The organism is Frigidibacter sp. ROC022 (assembly GCF_024723735.1).
Lineage (GTDB): Bacteria > Pseudomonadota > Alphaproteobacteria > Rhodobacterales > Rhodobacteraceae > SLM-1.
The window spans coordinates 1-17197 of sequence record NZ_JANQDU010000005.1 but is presented as its reverse complement, the minus strand read 5'-3'; the positions used below and the strand labels follow the sequence as shown (position 1 = coordinate 17197).

Sequence of the window (17197 nt, the reverse complement as noted above, 5' to 3'; positions counted from 1 at the left end):
CCGCGCGGGGAAACCCCCTAGTGCAGCCGCTTGCGGATCCGCCGCATGGCCAGCCAGACCCCGGCCAGCACCGGCGGCACCAACGCGGCGCTCAGCCAGCTTTTCGGCCAGTGCCAGGCCTCGGCCAGCGGCAGCAGCAGATAGCTGCCCAGGCTGACCGCGTAATAGCTGATCGCCACCACCGAGAGCCCCTCGACGGTCTGTTGCAGCCGTAGTTGCAGATCGGCGCGGCGGTCCATGCTTTCCAGCAGCTTCTGGTTCTGCGCCGAGCGGTCCACATCGACACGGGTCCGCAGCAGTTCCCCGGCGCGGCTGGCGGCCTCGGTCATCCGCATCAAACGGCTCTCGGTGGATTTCACCGTCCGCATTGCCGGATCGAAACGCCGGGCCATGAACTCGGCGAAGGTCTGCCGGCCCTGCCAGCGGGTCTCACGCAGGGCGGCGATCCGTGACAGCACCAGCGCCTCGTAGGCCCCGGTGGCGCCGAAGCGGAACGAGGCCCCCTGTACCATCGCCTCGAGCTCTGCCGAGACGCCCAGCAACCCGGCCAGGGTCGCGGCCGGGTCGGCGCCATGCTGCATCTCGGCGATCAGCCGCGCCAGGTCACGGTCCAGCAGGCCCATCCGGCCCGACATCTCACGCGCCCGGGCCAGGCCCAGCATCGACATCGCCTTGTAGGTCTCGATCTCGGCCAGGCGCTGCACGATCCGGCCGACGCGGCGGTCGCCGGTGCCTTCCGAGACATGCAGGGCAAAGCGGACATGCCCGGCCGGGTCGATCCGGAAATCCCCGGCAATCTTCGCCGCCCCGTCCAGCACCGAGGAAACGGCGAGGCTTTCGGCCTCGAACCCGGTTTCCAGTCCGGCGGCCCAGCGATCATCGTCCCCGCGCGAGACCTCGATCAGCGCCGAGGTCATCCGCACCCCCGGCATCCGGTCCAGCCAGTCGGCGGGAAAGACATCGAAGGCGGAAGGATCGAAGGGCCGCGCCCCGGCGCCCGGCGCGAAGGCGCTGTAGGTCACGAACTCGGTATGGCATTCCCATTTCAGCTGGTGCCGGCCGAGCGCCCCCGACCAATGCGTCGCCCCGGGGGGTGGATGCGTCGCACCATATCGGTCGAGCAGCGCCAGAAGCTGGGCCCGGTCGGCCTCACGGTCGCGCCCGGCGGCATCCTCGGGCGCCTTGATCGCCAGCCAGGCCACGACCGAAGGGGCCGAGACCACCGGAAACGGGCGGGCGTGAAGCTCGTTCGACAGGGTATAGCGCAGGTCGTGGTCGGCAATCATCGGGGCCTCGAAGCAGCGGCGTGGGGTCCAGACTTCCCCGAAGCGCCCCCGCGAGACAACCGCGCAAGGGGTCGCAGGCAGGTATGCAATTGTCGACTGGCAATCAGGGCACAGCCGACCCTACTTGATCGCGTATTTCAGCTTGGCGCCCGACCCCGTGCCATGGCCGTCGATCGAGTCGCGCTTGGCCATGCCCTTGTTGATCCGATCGACCAGCTTCTTGCCGGTGAAGGTCTTGCTGTATTCGAACTTCAGCGCCTTCGCGGCATTCACCCCGGCTTCCTCCAGGGTCTTGCCCTTGCCGGTCACCGACATCTTGTGAACCTCGGTGGCGACCGTATCGGCCAGCGCCTTGGCGTCGTCGAAATGCAGCTTCTCGTGCTTGATCAGTTCCTTTTCGAAGCGCTCCCACTCGGCCTTGGCCTTGGGGGTCAGCTTGGCCTTGTTGGCGGGCCGGCACAGGGTGGTCACGGCCGAGTATTTCGCCTCCACGTCCTTGAACTTGACCGTCACCTGGGCACCCAGCCCCATCATTGACTGGAAGATCGGAATGATCTCGCCCGGGGTGAGCGCGATCGTCGCCTCGGTGAGGCCATAGAACCTCTTGCCGGGCGAGTTCGGATCCTTGCAACCCGACTTGCGCCGTTGCTTGTCGATCGCCTCCAGCGTCTCGCCCTTGAGATCGATGTGTTTGAACTTGTTGCCGCCGTTGATGATCTTCGTGGGCATGGCTTTCTCTCTCCCGAATATGACGCAAGAACCCGATGCCAAGGGGCGGCGGGGCCTTGATGAAAAATTCTCTTCGTCTTGAACTGAGACCTAATTAGGCACGAAAAAGGCCCCTGACAATCACGGTCAGGGGCCTTCGAGGGGCGGGAATACCCTACCCGGTTCAGTCGATCAGAGGCAGCAGGCTGTCCACCGATTTCTTGGCATCGCCATAGAACATCCGGGTGTTGTCCTTGTAGAACAACGGGTTCTCGATCCCGGAATAGCCGGTGCCCTGGCCCCGCTTCGAAACGATGACCTGCTTGGCCTTCCAGCATTCCAGAACCGGCATGCCGGCAATCGGGCTGTTCGGATCGTCCTGCGCCGCCGGATTAACGATGTCGTTCGAGCCGATGACGATCGCCACGTCGGTGTCGGGGAAGTCGTCGTTGATCTCGTCCATCTCCAGCACGATGTCATAGGGCACCTTGGCCTCGGCCAGCAGCACGTTCATGTGCCCCGGCAGCCGGCCCGCGACCGGGTGGATGGCAAAGCGCACCTCCTTGCCCGCGGCGCGCAGCTTGCGGGTCAGCTCGCTGACAGATTGCTGCGCCTGGGCCACCGCCATGCCGTAGCCGGGGATGATGATGATGCTGTCGGCATCGTTCAGCGCCGCGGCCACGCCTTCGGCGTCGATCGATACCTGCTCGCCCTCGACCTCCTGCGCCGGGCCGGCCGCCGCACCGAAACCGCCCAGGATCACCGAGATGAAGCTGCGGTTCATCGCCTTGCACATGATGTAGGAGAGGATCGCACCGGACGATCCGACCAGGGCCCCGGTGACGATCAGCAGATCGTTGCCGAGGGTGAAGCCGATCGCCGCCGCCGCCCAGCCGGAATAGCTGTTCAGCATCGAGACCACGACAGGCATGTCGGCGCCACCGATCCCCATGATCAGGTGCCAGCCGATGAAGAAGGCCAGCAGCGTCATCAACAGCAGCGCCCAGAGCCCGCCGCCCGAGAAATAGGCGATCAGCAGCAGCGCCGACAGCACCGCCGCCGCCGCGTTCAGGTAATGGCCCGAGATGAAGGGCACCGGCGACTCGGCCGTCGGCAGCAGCAGCTTCTTCGCCTTGCCGTCGATCTTGCCGGCCAGCTTGCCGAAGGCCACGACCGAGCCGGTGAAGGTCACCGCGCCGATGAAGACGCCCAGGAAGACCTCGACCCGCAGGATGTTGATCTCGACCGCGTCCTTCTGCGCCAGCACCAGGGCAAAGCCCTTGACCCCGGCCTCCTGCAGCGCCGCCAGCTGCCCGACATCGTTCAGCGTCGGTGACAAGCCGGCCTTCAGCGCCAGCACGTTGCCCAGTTCGATATGGGCGTTGTAGCCGATGAAGACCGCAGCCAGGCCGACGAAGGAATGCAGCGCCGCCACCAGTTGCGGCATCTCGGTCATCTGCACCCGCATCGCCACATAGCTGCCCACGGCGGCGCCGATCGCCAGCATCAGGATCACCAGCGCATAGGCGCCGACCCCGGGGCCGAAGATCGTCGCCCCGACCGCCAGCGCCATCCCGGCGATGCCGTACCAGACCGCACGCTTGGCGCTCTCCTGCCCGCTCAGCCCGCCCAGTGCGAGGATGAACAGAATGGCGGCCGCCACATAGGCCGCTCCGACAAGTCCGATGCTCATGCCCGTCCCCTCACGATTTCTGGAACATGGCAAGCATCCGGCGCGTGACCAGGAAGCCGCCAACGATGTTGATCGTCGCGATCAGGATCGACAATGCGGCCAGGATCATCACCACCCAGGAGCCGGAACCGATCTGCAACAGCGCCCCCAGGATCACGATGCCCGAGATCGCGTTGGTCACCGACATCAGCGGCGTGTGAAGGCTGTGCGAGACGTTCCAGATCACCTGGAAACCGACGAAACAGGCCAGTGCGAACACGATAAAATGGCTCATGAAACTGGCCGGCGCATAGGCCCCGACCAGCCCCATCAACAGCCCACCGGCGACCAGCAACGTCACCTGCGAGCGGGTCTGGGCCCGGAACTCGGCCACTTCCTGCGCGCGGCGTTCCTCGGGCGTCAGCTCGCGCGGCTTTTCCTTCGGCTTCTGCGCCGCGATCGCCGCCACCTTCGGTTTCGGTGGTGGATAGGTCACCTCGCCACCCTTGGTCACGGTCGCGCCGCGGATCACGTCGTCTTCCATGTCATGCTGGATCACGCCGTCCTTCGCCGGTGTAAGATCGCTCAGCATGTGGCGGATATTGTTGGAATAAAGCGTGCTGGCCTGGGCCGCCATCCGGCTTGGGAAATCGGTATAGCCGATCACCGTCACGCCGTTGTCGCTGACCACCTTCTCGTCGGCCACGGTCAGGTCGCAGTTGCCCCCACGTTCCGCCGCAAGATCGACCACGACCGAGCCTGGCTTCATCGCCGCGACCATGTCGGCCAGCCAGAGCTTGGGCGCATCGCGGCCCGGGATCAGCGCCGTGGTGATGACGATGTCGATATCCGGCGCCAGTTCACGAAACTTCTCCAGCTGCTTCTCGCGGAACTCGGGGCTGGAAGGTGCCGCATAGCCGCCCGTCGCGGCGCCGTCCTGGGCCGGACCGTCGAAATCGAGATAGACAAATTCGGCACCCATCGACTCGATCTGCTCGGCCACCTCCGGGCGCACGTCGAAAGCATAGGTGATCGCGCCGAGACTGGTCGCGGTGCCGATCGCCGCCAGTCCGGCCACCCCGGCCCCGATCACCAGCACCTTGGCCGGCGGCACCTTGCCCGCCGCCGTGACCTGCCCGGTAAAGAAGCGTCCGAAGTTGTTGCCGGCTTCGATCACCGCCCGGTAGCCGGCGATATTCGCCATCGAGGACAGCGCGTCCATCTTCTGCGCCCGGCTGATCCGAGGCACCATGTCCATCGCGATCACCGTCGCGCCCTGCTTGCTGCAAAGCTCCAGCAACTCCGGGCTCTGCGCCGGGTAGAAGAAGGAAATCAGCGTCTTGCCCGCCGTCAGCCGCTTGGCCTCGGTGATCGACGGGGGCCGGACCTTGGCCACGACATCGGCCATCTTCCAGAGGCTTGCCGCGGTCTTGGCCACCTCGACCCCGGCCGCTTCATAGGCCGCATCGGTAAAGCCCGCCGCCTGGCCGGCACCGCTCTCGATGACACAGCTGTGACCAAGCTTGGCCAGAGCCTTGGCGCTGTCCGGCGTCATCGCCACCCGCGCCTCGCCCGCAAAACTCTCTTTCGGCGTACCGATCTTCAAATTGCAATCCCCCAAAGCTGTTTCGAGTGATTAAACACTTTGCCGCAACGGCAAACAAGGAGCCGAACGGCAAAGTTCTGAAGATACATGACATTGCCGGCCATGGGGCTGCAACCGCCTTCGGCCCGTGATCCGCCTTTCCACTGCCGGGCAGCATGGCTAATCTGCGCGGGAGCTCCGGAATTCCCCCAAGGCTCCGTCGAAAGGACCCGACCATGCCTGACCATGTCCTGATCACCGGAGGCGGCAGCGGAATCGGCCTGGCCATCGCCCGGGCGCTGGCGGCACAGGGCCATCCCGTCACCATCACCGGACGCCGGGCCGAGGTGCTGGAGGCCGCCGCGGCCGAGACGCCGGGGCTTTTCCCGCAGGTCATGGACGTCACCGAGCCCGAAAGCGTCGAGGCCGGGGTCGCGGCGGCCCGGGCCGCGCGGGGACCGATCCTGATCCATGTCGCCAATGCCGGGATCGCCGAGGGCCGCTCGCTGCGCAAGACCACGCCCGAGTTCTGGCGCAGCATCATGGCGACCAACCTGGACGGCGCCTATCTGAGCATCCGCGCCTGCCTGCCCGACATGCAGGCCGAGGGCCGCGGCCGGGTCATCGCGGTCGCCTCCATCGCCGGGCTGCGGGGCCTGAAGGGCGCCCCGGCCTACAGCGCCTCGAAACACGGCATGATCGGCCTGATCCGGTCCCTGTCCGAGGACCATCTTGGCAGCGCGATCACCTTCAACGCATTGTGCCCGGGCTATGTCGATACCGATATCGTCACCCGGAATGTCGAAAGCATCAGCGCCCGCGCCGGGATCGACGCCGATGCGGCCATGGAGATCATGGTCTCGGCCAATCGCCATGGACGGCTGATCCACGCCGACGAGGTCGCGGCGGCGGCGCTGTGGCTGGCCTCGGACGCCGCGTCCAGCGTCAACGGTCAGGCCATCGAAATCGCTGGCGGCCAAGTCTGAGGGGAAGCGGAATTGTTCTATATCGCCTGGATACTGACCCTGGGGGTCGCGGCATTGCATGGCCATATCCTCTGGCTGGAAATGGTCGAATGGGAACGGCCGCGAACCCGGAAGATCTTCGGGATCACGCCGGAATTCGCCTTTGACAGCAAGGCCCTGGCGGCCAACATGGGACTTTACAACGGCTTTCTCGCAGTCGGGCTGCTGCTGGGACTTCTCACCGGCGCTTCGGGCCGCGATCTTGTCTATTACCTTCTGGCCTGCATCCTGGTCGCCGGGGTCTACGGCGGGGTGACCGTCAATCTGCGCATTCTCTTTGCTCAGGCCACCCCGGCCCTGATCGCGCTCCTGGCCTGGTGGGTGGCCTGAAACATGATGGATTTCAAAGCGTTGAAGGCCGAATTTCAACTGCCCGACGGGATCATCTACCTCGATGGCAACTCCCTTGGGCCGCTGCCGCGCGGTGCTGCGGCGCGGATTGCCGAGACCGTCACCCGGGAATGGGGCGAGATGCTGATCACCGGCTGGAACAAGGCCGGCTGGATGGGCTGGCCGACCGCTCTGGGCGACCGGGTCGGACGTCTGATCGGCGCCGAGCCGGGCGCGGTGGTGCTGGGCGATACCCTGTCGATCAAGGTCTATCAGGCCCTGGCGGCAGCCCTGGAACTGCGGCCGGACCGGAAGATAATCCTGAGTGATTCCGGGAACTTCCCGACTGATCTTTACATGGCTGAAGGGTTGATTGCGGCGCTGAAACAGGGCCATGAGCTGCGCGTCGTGGCCCCCGAGGAGGTCGCCGGGGCGATCGGCCCCGATGTCGCGGCGGTGATGCTGACCGAGGTCGATTACCGCACCGGGCGGCTGCACGACATGGCGGCCCTGACCGCGCTGAGCCATGAACATGGCGCGCTAAGTCTTTGGGATCTGGCGCATTCCGCCGGCGCCCTGCCGGTGGATCTGGCCGGCTGCGGCGTCGATATGGCCTTAGGCTGCACCTACAAGTATCTCAACGCCGGCCCCGGCGCCCCGGCCTTTGTCTATGTCCGGCCCGGCCTGCAGGAACACATCCGCCCGGCACTCTCGGGTTGGCTGGGGCATGACGCGCCCTTTGCCTTCGAACCGTCCTACCGTCCCGGCGCCGGGATCGAGCGCATGCGGGTCGGCACACCGCCGGTCCTGCAACTGGCGGCCCTGGCCGCGGCGCTGGACATATGGGACCATGTGGACATGGATGAATTGCGAGCAAGATCAATTGCTTTGAGTGAGAAGTTCATCCAGCTTGTCAGCCAGAGCACACCCGAGTTGCACCTGGCCTCGCCGGCCGATCCGCAGGCCCGCGGCTCGCAGGTCTCGTTCCGTCATCCGCAGGGCTACCCGGCAATGCAGGCGCTGATCGCGCGGGGCGTGATCGGTGATTTCCGGGCCCCGGACATCATGCGTTTCGGCATCTGCCCGCTCTATCTCGACGAGGCGGATATCAGCCGCGCCGCCGGGATCATCGCCGAGGTGATGGGCGGCAGGCTCTGGGATCGGCCTGAATATCACCAGCGGGCACGAGTGACATGAAAAGACCGGGAGGCTGACTGCCCCCCGGCCCCGTGGATATTTCCCAGGCAGGGCGGCGAAGCCGCCCGGCCCTCAGGCGGCGTTCTCGACCGCGCGCCCGGTCATCACCTTGACCAGATGGGCGCGGTATTCCGGCGTGCCGTGGATATCCCCGATCATTCCGTCGGCCGGCGGCGCGCTGAGCGCATCCACCGCGGCTTTCGAGAAATCGCTAGACAGCGCTGCCTCGGCCTCGGCCCAGCGGAACACGCCACTTTCCGAGGCGCCGGTGACCGCGACCCGCACCCCGTCGGCGAATTTCGCCACGAAGACCGCAGTGAGCGGGAACCGCGAAGCGGGTTGCAACATCTTGGCGTAGAAGGATTTCTCCGGGATCGGGAACTTGACCTCGGTGATGATCTCGCCCTCGTCCAGTGCCGTGGTGAACATGCCCTGGAAGAAGTCATCCGCCGCGATCTCGCGGGCATTGGTGACGATGGTCGCGCCCGAGGCCAGGGTGCCGGCCGGGTAGCAGGCCGACGGGTCGTTGTTGGCCAGCGAACCACCGATCGTGCCGCGGTTGCGCACCGCCGGATCACCGATCAGCGAGGCGAGCCGGGCCAGGCCCGGATAATGCCCGGCGGCCTCGGCCGCCACGGTGGCATGGGTGGTGCCGCCGCCGATGCAGAGCCGGCTGTCATCGCCCATACGGACGCCCTTGATCTCGTCGATTCCGGACAGCGCCACCAGTTTCTCGGGCGCGGCCAGCCGCGACTTCAGGGTCGGGATCAGCGTATGCCCGCCGCCGAGGGCCTGGGCGCCCTCGGACTTGAGCGCCGCCACCGCGTCCTGCACGGTCGAGGGGGTCTCGATTTCAAATGCGTACATGCGCGCCTCCTAGGATTTCTGCATCGCGGCCCAAACCCGGGACGGGCTGAGCGGCATGTTGATATGGGAAACATGGGTGTGGCCGCCGCGGTGCAGCGCGTCGATCACGGCATTGACCACGGCCGGCGGCGAACCGATCGCCCCGGCCTCGCCGCAGCCCTTCACCCCGAGCGGGTTGTGGGTGCACGGCGTCTGGCAGGAATGATCCACGACATAGGACGGCACGTCGCTGGCGCGCGGCATGGCATAGTCCATGTAGCTGCCCGAGAGCAGCTGGCCGTTGTCGTCATAGACCGCCTGTTCCAGAAGCGCCTGGCCGATGCCCTGCCCGATCCCGCCATGGACCTGGCCGGAAACGATCAACGGGTTGATGATGTTGCCGAAATCGTCCGCCGCGGCAAAGCTGGCGATCTCCACCTGCCCGGTCTCGGGATCGACCTCGACCTCGCAGGCATAGGCGCCGGCGGGATAGGTGAAGTTCGACGGATCGTAGAAGGCCGTCTCTTCCAGCCCCGGTTCCAGGCTTTCCAGCGGGTAGTTGTGCGGCACATAGGCCGCCAGGGTGATGTCGCCCCAGGCCTTGGACTTGTCGGTGCCCTTGACGGTGAACATGCCGTCCTTGAGCTCGATGTCCTGATCCGACGCCTCGAGGATATGGGCGGCGATCTTCTTGGCCTTGGCGATGATCTTCTCGGTGGCCTTGACCATGGCCGAACCGCCGACCGCCAGCGAGCGCGAGCCATAGGTGCCCATGCCCATCGGGGTGTTGGCGGTGTCGCCATGCACGATCTCGACCATCGAAGGGTCGATGCCGATCATCGAGGCGATCACCTGCGGGAAGGCGGTTTCATGCCCCTGCCCGTGGCTGTGGCTGCCGGTCATCACCACCAGCCCGCCGGTCGCGTTCACCCGGACCGTGGCGCTTTCGTAAAGGCCGGCGCGGGCGCCGAGCTGGCCGACGAGGTTCGACGGCGCGATGCCGCAGGCCTCGATATAGCAGTTCACGCCCAGACCGCGCAGCTTGCCCCTGGCGGCAGAGGCGGCGCGGCGCTCTTCGAATCCGTCCAGATCGGCGATCTCGATCAGCTTGTCCATCGTCGCCTGGTAGTTGCCGGTGTCATAGGACACCGCGACCGGGGTCTGATAGGGGAACTCGTCCGGCTGGATGAAGTTCCTGCGGCGGATTTCGATCGGGTCGATCCCCATCTCGCGCGCCGCCTTGTCGATCACCCGTTCCAGCTGGAAGGTCGCCTCGGGCCGTCCGGCGCCGCGATAGGCATCGACAGGCACCGTATTGGTGAAGACCGCCTTCACGTTCACGTAGATATGCGGGGTCTTGTAGTTCCCCGCCATCAGGGTGCCGTGCAGATAGGTCGGCACCGAGGTCGAGAAGGTCGAGAGATAGGCGCCCATGTTGGCGTAGGTGTTTGTCCGAAGCGCCAGGAAATGGCCTTCGTTGTCCAGCGCCAGTTCGATCTTGGTGACATGGTCGCGGCCATGTGCGTCGGTCATGAAGGCTTCCGACCGGGTCGAGGTCCATTTCACCGGACGCTTGATCTGCTTGGCCGCGAAGGTGACGAAGGCCTCTTCGGCATAGTGGAAGATCTTCGAGCCGAAACCACCGCCGACATCCGGCGCCACGACGCGCAGCTTGTGCTCGGGGATGCCCAGCACGAAGGCGCCCATCAGAAGCCGGATCACATGCGGGTTCTGCGAGGTGGTGTGGAGCGTGGAATGGTCGTTGGTCTCGTCATAGTCGCCGACCGCCACCCGCGGTTCCATCGCGTTCGGGATCAGCCGGTTGTTGACCAGTTCCAGCGTGGTGACGTGATAGGCCTCGTCGATCGCCTTGGCGGTCGCCTCGCGGTTCTCCTCGACAAAGCCCCAGTCGTAGCAGAGGTTCGAGCCGATCTCGTCATGCACGAGGTTGGACTTGTCCGAGACCGCCTTGACCATGTCGATCACGGCCGGGAGTTCCTCGATCTCGGCTTCGACGGCTTCGGCGGCGTCGCGTGCCTGGGCCTCGGTCTCGGCCACGACGGCGGCATAGGCATCGCCGACATAGCGGACCTTGCCGCGGGCCAGCACCGGGTGTGCCGGCTCCAGCATCGGCTCGCCCTTGCGGTCATGGATCTGCCAGCCGCAGGGAATGCTGCCGACCTCGGCGAAATCGTCGCCGGTGAAGACCTGGATGACACCGGGCATGGCCGCGGCCTTGCTGGTGTCGATGGAGACGATCCTGCCATGCGCAACCTGGCTGCGCACGAAGACGCAGTAGCTTTGCCCCCGCAGGTTGATGTCGTCGGTGTAACGGCCCTTGCCGGTCAGAAACCGCAGGTCCTCGCGCCGCTTGGTGGGTGCGCCGATGCCGCCATCTGGCATAGTCTTCCTCCCTGAAAAACTGTCCGAATTGGGTCTGTTATTCCGCCGCGATCGAGACATCCTGACCGGATGCCGCCATGATCGCCTTGACGATGTTGTGATAGCCGGTGCAACGGCAGATGTTGCCGTCGAGATAGTGGCGCACCTCGGCCTCGGTCGGCTTCGGATTGTCCTTCAGAAGCGCCGCCGCCGACATCACCATGCCCGGCGTGCAGAACCCGCATTGCAGCCCGTGATGATCCTGGAAGGCCTGCTGGATCTTGCCCAGCGAACCATCCGGATTGGCCATGCCCTCGATGGTGGTCACCTCGGCCCCGTCGCAGAGGCTGGCGAAGGTCGTGCAGGACTTGGTCGCCTCGCCGTTCACATGCACCACGCAGGCCCCGCACTGGCTGGTATCGCAGCCGACATGGGTGCCGGTCAGTCCCAGCCCTTCCCGCAGGAATTCCACCAGGAGCGTGCGCCCCTCGACCTCCCCCGAGACGGTCTTGCCATTCACGGTCATGGACACCTTGGTCATCATTCTCTCCCTGGATGCCGTTTGACCAGCACTAAAGCACCAAGCCCGGAAGATGGGAACACCCCAATGCAAAGGAATTCGTGAGCGGGGGCGACGCGCGTGGCCGCCGGGGCGCCGGCAGTCGGCGCAGAGCCCGCCCCTGCTGGGTTTTCCGCGCGTTCTTCTGGACTTGCAGGACAGGTCGGCCGGATTCAGCCGATCGGTCATGCGGCTTTGCGGGGCGGTCCCCGAACGACTCACCCGGCCCTCGGCCGGCCCCGTGCCCGCGTCTCCTTCAGCAGCCCGCCGACGCCCATCGCGGCGATGTCGGCATCGCTCACCGCCACCCCGCAGGCGATCCGGTCGAGCACCATGTCGGCCCCGTTCGGCACCGGCGAGCGGGCGCTGCCCGGCAGGCCGATCACGGCGCGGCCGCCGACCTCGCCCAGAAACAGCAGGTTGCCGGGATCGACGGGCATTCCGAAGCGGGTGACGGTTCCTCCGGCCTCGCGCAGCGCCTGCGGCGCGACATCGGCGATATCCGAAGTGGCCGAAGCGGTCAGGATCAGCACCAGCCCGCCGCCGGCCGCCCGGATCGCCCCTGCCACCTCGGCGCAGCGATGCGGCACCGAAAGCACCTCATCCAGCGCCATGCCCAGGGCCTCGACCCGGGCGCGGATCGCTGCTTCGCCCTTTTGCGGGTCGTGCGGGCCCAGATGGGTCTCGATCAGGGTGACGTTGCGAAAGACCGGCCCGCGGACCCGCAGCCCGACCGGCACGGCGCAGGCACGCGCCACCGAGGCACCGGCGACGCCGTAGGGAATGATCTTCAGCGTGCCCGCCATGGTCCCCGGTCCGACCCGCGCGTAGCGCGGCAGCGTGGCCAGGGTGATCGCCGGGTCGATCGCGTTCAGCGCCGCCACCCCGGCCGGATCGAGATCGAGAATGCCCGGCCCCGTGGCGATCAGGTTCACCCGGCCGGTCGCCGCCGGGGTCGCCCGCAGCCCCTGCCCTTCGGGATCGCCCAGCAGCGCCGCGCCGATCCGGGCCGCCGCCGCGTCCTCTGCCAGATCCTCCGGATCGAGCCGGGCGACCACCACCTCGACCTCGCCCGCCGCACGAAGCGCCGCGATGTCCTCGACCGTCAGCACCTTGCCCTTGCGCAGCCGGCCACCCGGAACCGCGTGGGAATGGGCCAGTATCGCGCCGAGCGCTTGGTCCAGAGGCAGCGGCCCGAACCTCATCCCTGCCCCCGGTCCTGGCGCAGCGCCATGGTCATCGCTGGCGCAGCACCTGCGTCATCTGGGCCAGAATCGCCACCGCGATCTCGGCGGGCGACTTGGCACCGATGTCCAGACCGACCGGCGCATGTATCCGGCCGATCTGCGCCTCGCTCAACCCCGCCGCCGTCAGGCGCTCGACCCGTTTCGCATGGGTCCGGGGAGAACCGAGGCAGCCGAGGTAGAAGACATCCGATTTCAGCGCCGCAATGATCGCCGGATCATCCAGCTTCGGATCATGGGTCAGCGTCACCACCGCGGTGCGGGCGTCGAGCCCGTGTTCGGCCAACGCCTCGTCCGGCCAGTCGTTCATGATCGTCTCGCCGGGGAAGCGCGCCGCGGCGCCGAAGGCCTCGCGCGGGTCCACAAGGGTTGCATCATAGCCGGCCAGCCGGGCCATCGGCATCAGCGGCTGGGCGATATGGACCGCGCCGACGACCACCATCCGCAGCGGCGGGTTGTGCACCGCCACGAAGGTCTTTCCGTCCGGCTCGAAGCCCGAGCGGTCGGCGCGGAACCGGTCGGGAAACTCCTCGGGGCCGGCCAGCCGCCGGTCCCAGCTTTCGGTATCGACGACATAGGCGACCGGCTTGCGGGCGGCACGGGCGGCCACCAGCTCGGCCAGGATCGCCTCGGGGATGCCGCCGGGCTTGCCCACCGGCTGCACCTGCACGCCGATCTTGCCGCCGCAGGCCAGCCCGACCGCGAAGGCGTCGTCGTCGCTGACGCCGTAGTTCAGCAGCTTGCTCTCGCCGCTTTCCAGAGCATCGAAGGATTCGGCCACCACCGCACCCTCGACGCAGCCGCCCGAAACCGAGCCGACCATGTCGCCATCGCCCGACACCGCCAGATTGGCGCCGACCGGGCGCGGCGCCGAACCCCAGGTCTCGACCACGGTGGCCAGCACCGCGCCCTTGCCGGCCCTGTGCCAGTCGAGCGCGGCCTCGAGCACGGCGTCATGTTTCGGGGTGGATTGGGCGGAGGGGGAGGATGGGGGCGGTGTTGGCACGGGTGATCCGGGTCTGGAAACAGTTGTTGCGGGATGATCTTACGTCAACATAGGCAATGCCGGGGTCAGAGAGAAGGGCCACGGCCCGAGCCAGAATGTCGCCCCCCGGCACAACCCTGCCGGTGCCGTAGACGATGCGGTTGTCGGGGCCATAGCCCTTCAGCAGAAAGTCGGGCGCCTCGCGCAGGATCGGCGGCAGCCCGGCGCCGGACCAGGGCAGGCAGGGATCGGCGCAGAGGAAGATCGGCCCGGTCTCGGCATAGGGCTGCGGCTCGGGAAAGGGGCGCGCGGCGAGGATCAGCATCGCGGCGCCCTCCGGAATCGGGTGCAGGCAGGCGCGGCAGGGATTGCCCTGACCATCCGAGACATGGCGCTCGGCGGGCATGCCGTGGGCATCCGGCCCGCCGGCACGGACGCGGGCGACGAATTCGGCATCATAGGGGTGACAGCGGATCGGCATGGGAGGCTCCGGTTGTTGGATGCCCCATCCTGGGTACGGTCCCACGCCGTGGCGACCCGTTTCCTGCGGGTCCGGCCCCTGCCCCGCCGCGCTCAGGGCTCGAGCAGCGCCATCAGCCGGGCCTTCTCGCCCTGGTCGCCCGGTCGTCCGATCGCATCGGCCAGCGCCTCGAGCGCCTCGATATTGTGCCCGGCCCGGAACGAGGAGACATGCGGCAGCAGCGCCCGGATTCCCTGCGCCTGGGGCAGGAACCCGTCCCACCGGAGCAGAGGGTTGACCCAGATGATCCGGCGGCAGGATTTCTGCAACCGTTCCGCCTCGCGCGACAACAGTTCGGGGTCGCCGCGGTCCAGCCCGTCCGAGATCAGCACCACCACCGCATCGCCGCCCAGCACCCGCCGTGACCAGTCGCGGTTGAAGCGGTGCAGCGCCTCGCCGATCCGCGTGCCGCCCTGCCAGTCCTGCGCCTGCGCGCCCGCCGCCGCCAGCGCCGCGTCGACATCGCGGGTCGCCAGATGCCGCGTGATGTTGGTCAGCCGGGTGCCGAAAGTGAAGCCATGCACCCGGGCCCAGCCCTGGCCCCTGGCATTGGCGACGGTATGCAGGAAATGCAGGACCACCCGGCTGTAGGCCGACATCGACCCCGAGATGTCGCAGAGCACCACCAGAACCGGGGCACGCGGCCTTTGGGTCCGGGTCTTCAGGGCGCCGATCTCGCCGCCGCGGCGCATCGCCTCCCGCAGCGTCGCCGCACGGTCGATCCGCCGCCCGGCCGCGGACCGCCAGCGCCGCGAATCGCGCGGTTTCACCGGCAGGCTGAGCTGCGACAGCATGCGCCGCGCCTCGGCCATCTCGGCCACCGACATCTGCTCGAAATCGAGGCTGCGCAGTTGCTCGGCACTCGAAGCGGTGCGGCTGGCGTCGATTTCGAGCTCTTCCGGCGCTTCGCCCTCGGGCTGATCCACCGGCGCATTGGCCCCGTCGAGAAGCGCCTCGGCGGCGCGCTTCTCGGCCGCGGCGGCGGCGCGGGCCTCCTGCGCCCCCTTCACCGCAGGCAGCATCAGCGACATCATGTGTTCCAGATAGCGCGGGTCGCGCCAGAATAGCCGAAACACCTGGGCGAAGGTCAGCCGCTCCTCGGGGCGCGAGACGAAACAGGCATGCAGGGTCCAGTAGAAATCGCTGCGGCTGGAGAACCCCGCCGCCGCCACCGCCGCAATGGCGTCCAGCGTCCGGGCCGGGCCGACCCGCAGACCGGCCTTGCGCAGCGCCCGCGCGAAATGGGTGATGTTCGCGGTCAGCTTGCCGTCGTCGGGGATATCGAGCGCCGGGAATTCCACCTAGCCGCGACCGGGGCGCGGCCCCGTCCCCGTCGTGCTTCCGGCCGCCGTCGTCGCATGAGTATTTGAGACCCAAAGATGCATGCCGTTCATCGCCCGATCCGCCCGAGATGGGTGTCCCGGAAGACGGTCCTGTGCTTCAGCCCGTAGCCGAGCGCCCGGTCCACCGCGACATGCAGGCCCCAGAGCATCGCCACCGCCGAGAGCAGCGGCGCCGGGCCGGCAAGGATCGAGACGAGGCCCAGCAGCGCCGGGCCGATCGAGCTGTGCGCCAGATTGTAGATCACCGCCCCCTGCCGCGGGCCGCGCAGATAGCCGAACAGGGACAGGTCGGGCGTCACCAGCACCAGCACCCAGAGCCACCAGGGCGGTCCGATCTGCACCAGCATGGCCAGCAGGACCAGCGCCAGCACCGCAGCCTCGGCCCTGAGCAGCCGCGTCATGGCTGCGCCACCTCGGCCTTCACCGCATCGAGCAGGCGCTTGGCCTCGGAGCCCTGGAGCCGGGCGATGTCGTCCTGGTATTTCAGCACCGCGCCGAGCGTGTCGGCGATCACCTCGGGCGAGAGGGTCAGCACATCCAGCGCCAGCAGGCATTTCGCCCAGTCGATGGTCTCTGCCACGCCGGGTTTCTTGAACAGGTCCTCGGTGCGCAGCTTCTGCACGAAGCCGACGATCTCGCGGCTGAGCGTCTCGCTGGCCTCGGGCGCCCGCGCGGCCAGGATCTCCATCTCGCGGGCGAAATCCGGGTAATCGACCCAGTGATACAGACAGCGGCGCTTCAGCGCGTCATGCACCTCGCGGGTCCGGTTCGAGGTCAGGATCACGATCGGCGGTTCCGGCGCCTTGATCGTGCAGAGTTCCGGGATCGTCACCTGGAAGTCGCTGAGCGCCTCCAGAAGGAAGGCTTCGAAAGGTTCGTCGGTACGGTCCACCTCGTCGATCAGCAGCACCGGGGCGCCGCCGGCCTGCGGCCGCATCGCCTGAAGCAGGGGGCGCTCGATCAGGTAGCGTTCGGTGAAGAGCTCGTCGGTCAGGACGTCGCGGTCGGCGCCGCCCGAAGCCTCGGCGGTGCGGATCGCCACCATCTGCGCGGCGAAGTTCCATTCCGCGACGGCCGAGGCCGCATCCAGCCCCTCGTAGCATTGCAGCCGGATCAGCCGGCGGCCGAGGGCCGAGGCCAGGACCTTGGCGATCTCGGTCTTGCCGACCCCGGCCTCACCCTCCAGGAACAGCGGCCGGCCGAGCCGCAGCCCCAGGAAGATGACCGTGGCCAGCGCCCGGCCCGCGACATAGCCCTGCCCGGCCAGCAGCGCCGCCACATCGTCGATTGTCTGAGTGTCCGCCATGCTGCCTCCTGCCTCGCGCCAAGGCTGCATGCCCGCCCGGCAAGGTCAAGGGGCGGCGGCCTGCCGGCCTGTCGCATCGGCCGCCGGTTTGCGAAATTTTCTTCCGCCAGTCGGGCAATTGTTAGCGCTGTCCGGATTGCACAGCCATTCCGGCTCGCCTACCAAGACGCCGAGATTGCAACCGAAATCCCTGGAGGAAATCCCCCATG

Annotated in this window: 16 protein-coding genes; 3 read left to right on the top strand and 13 right to left on the bottom strand. The window is 67.3% G+C overall.

Features of this window, described 5'->3' with window-relative positions:
• Positions 1–17: 17 nt before the first annotated feature.
• From NUW50_RS18435 to NUW50_RS18420, 4 genes are all read right to left on the bottom strand, one after another.
• Positions 18–1286, bottom strand: coding sequence for a DUF3422 family protein (locus tag NUW50_RS18435; protein ID WP_258290650.1), 1269 nt, complete (start codon positions 1284–1286; stop codon positions 18–20).
• Positions 1287–1406: 120 nt separating this feature from the next.
• Complete coding sequence (locus NUW50_RS18430) at positions 1407–2015, bottom strand: DUF922 domain-containing Zn-dependent protease (RefSeq protein ID WP_258290649.1); 609 nt, start codon at positions 2013–2015, stop codon at positions 1407–1409.
• Positions 2016–2178: 163 nt separating this feature from the next.
• Entirely contained in the window at positions 2179–3687 is a 1509-nt protein-coding gene (locus NUW50_RS18425) for an NAD(P)(+) transhydrogenase (Re/Si-specific) subunit beta (RefSeq protein WP_258290648.1), read from the bottom strand.
• 10 nt (positions 3688–3697) lie between these two features.
• Entirely contained in the window at positions 3698–5272 is a 1575-nt protein-coding gene (locus NUW50_RS18420) for a Re/Si-specific NAD(P)(+) transhydrogenase subunit alpha (RefSeq protein WP_258290647.1), read from the bottom strand.
• 215 nt (positions 5273–5487) lie between these two features.
• Between NUW50_RS18420 and NUW50_RS18415 the strand changes: the two genes are divergently transcribed.
• Genes NUW50_RS18415 through kynU form a run of 3 tightly spaced genes read left to right on the top strand, consistent with a single transcriptional unit; the run spans position 5488 to position 7803 of the window.
• Positions 5488–6237 (top strand): SDR family NAD(P)-dependent oxidoreductase, encoded by a 750-nt coding sequence (locus NUW50_RS18415; RefSeq protein ID WP_258290646.1) that lies wholly within the window; start codon positions 5488–5490, stop codon positions 6235–6237.
• 12 nt (positions 6238–6249) lie between these two features.
• Positions 6250–6606 carry a DUF1304 domain-containing protein gene (locus NUW50_RS18410; protein WP_258290645.1) on the top strand — a complete coding sequence of 119 codons (357 nt, stop codon included), beginning with the start codon at positions 6250–6252 and terminating at the stop codon, positions 6604–6606.
• Between the two features lie 3 nt (positions 6607–6609).
• Entirely contained in the window at positions 6610–7803 is a 1194-nt protein-coding gene (gene kynU, locus NUW50_RS18405; RefSeq protein ID WP_258290644.1) for a kynureninase, read from the top strand.
• A 72-nt stretch (positions 7804–7875) separates the two neighbouring features.
• Here the strand turns inward: kynU and NUW50_RS18400 are convergent, their stop codons facing one another.
• The 9 genes from NUW50_RS18400 to NUW50_RS18360 form a co-directional block, all read right to left on the bottom strand.
• The gene (locus tag NUW50_RS18400; protein ID WP_258290643.1) at positions 7876–8670 is read right to left on the bottom strand and encodes an FAD binding domain-containing protein; all 795 of its coding nucleotides are present in this window, start codon (positions 8668–8670) and stop codon (positions 7876–7878) included.
• A 9-nt stretch (positions 8671–8679) separates the two neighbouring features.
• Positions 8680–11052 carry a xanthine dehydrogenase family protein molybdopterin-binding subunit gene (locus NUW50_RS18395; protein ID WP_258290642.1) on the bottom strand — a complete coding sequence of 791 codons (2373 nt, stop codon included), beginning with the start codon at positions 11050–11052 and terminating at the stop codon, positions 8680–8682.
• Between the two features lie 37 nt (positions 11053–11089).
• Positions 11090–11572, bottom strand: coding sequence for a (2Fe-2S)-binding protein (locus NUW50_RS18390; RefSeq protein WP_258290641.1), 483 nt, complete (start codon positions 11570–11572; stop codon positions 11090–11092).
• A 236-nt stretch (positions 11573–11808) separates the two neighbouring features.
• Positions 11809–12795: a molybdopterin-binding protein gene (locus NUW50_RS18385; protein ID WP_258290640.1), complete on the bottom strand. Its 987-nt coding sequence runs from the start codon at positions 12793–12795 to the stop codon at positions 11809–11811.
• A gap of 31 nt (positions 12796–12826) precedes the next feature.
• Positions 12827–13783: an XdhC family protein gene (locus tag NUW50_RS18380; RefSeq protein WP_258290639.1), complete on the bottom strand. Its 957-nt coding sequence runs from the start codon at positions 13781–13783 to the stop codon at positions 12827–12829.
• A gap of 4 nt (positions 13784–13787) precedes the next feature.
• On the bottom strand, positions 13788–14300 hold the full coding sequence (locus NUW50_RS18375) for a DUF1203 domain-containing protein (RefSeq protein WP_258290638.1): 513 nt from the start codon (positions 14298–14300) through the stop codon (positions 13788–13790).
• 92 nt (positions 14301–14392) lie between these two features.
• The gene (locus NUW50_RS18370) at positions 14393–15640 is read right to left on the bottom strand and encodes a vWA domain-containing protein (RefSeq protein ID WP_258290637.1); all 1248 of its coding nucleotides are present in this window, start codon (positions 15638–15640) and stop codon (positions 14393–14395) included.
• Positions 15641–15729: 89 nt separating this feature from the next.
• Entirely contained in the window at positions 15730–16083 is a 354-nt protein-coding gene (locus NUW50_RS18365) for a DUF4260 domain-containing protein (RefSeq protein WP_258290636.1), read from the bottom strand.
• On the bottom strand, positions 16080–16988 hold the full coding sequence (locus tag NUW50_RS18360; RefSeq protein WP_258290635.1) for an AAA family ATPase: 909 nt from the start codon (positions 16986–16988) through the stop codon (positions 16080–16082). Before NUW50_RS18360 ends, NUW50_RS18365 begins: the two co-directional genes overlap by 4 nt.
• Between the last annotated feature and the right edge of the window lie 209 nt (positions 16989–17197).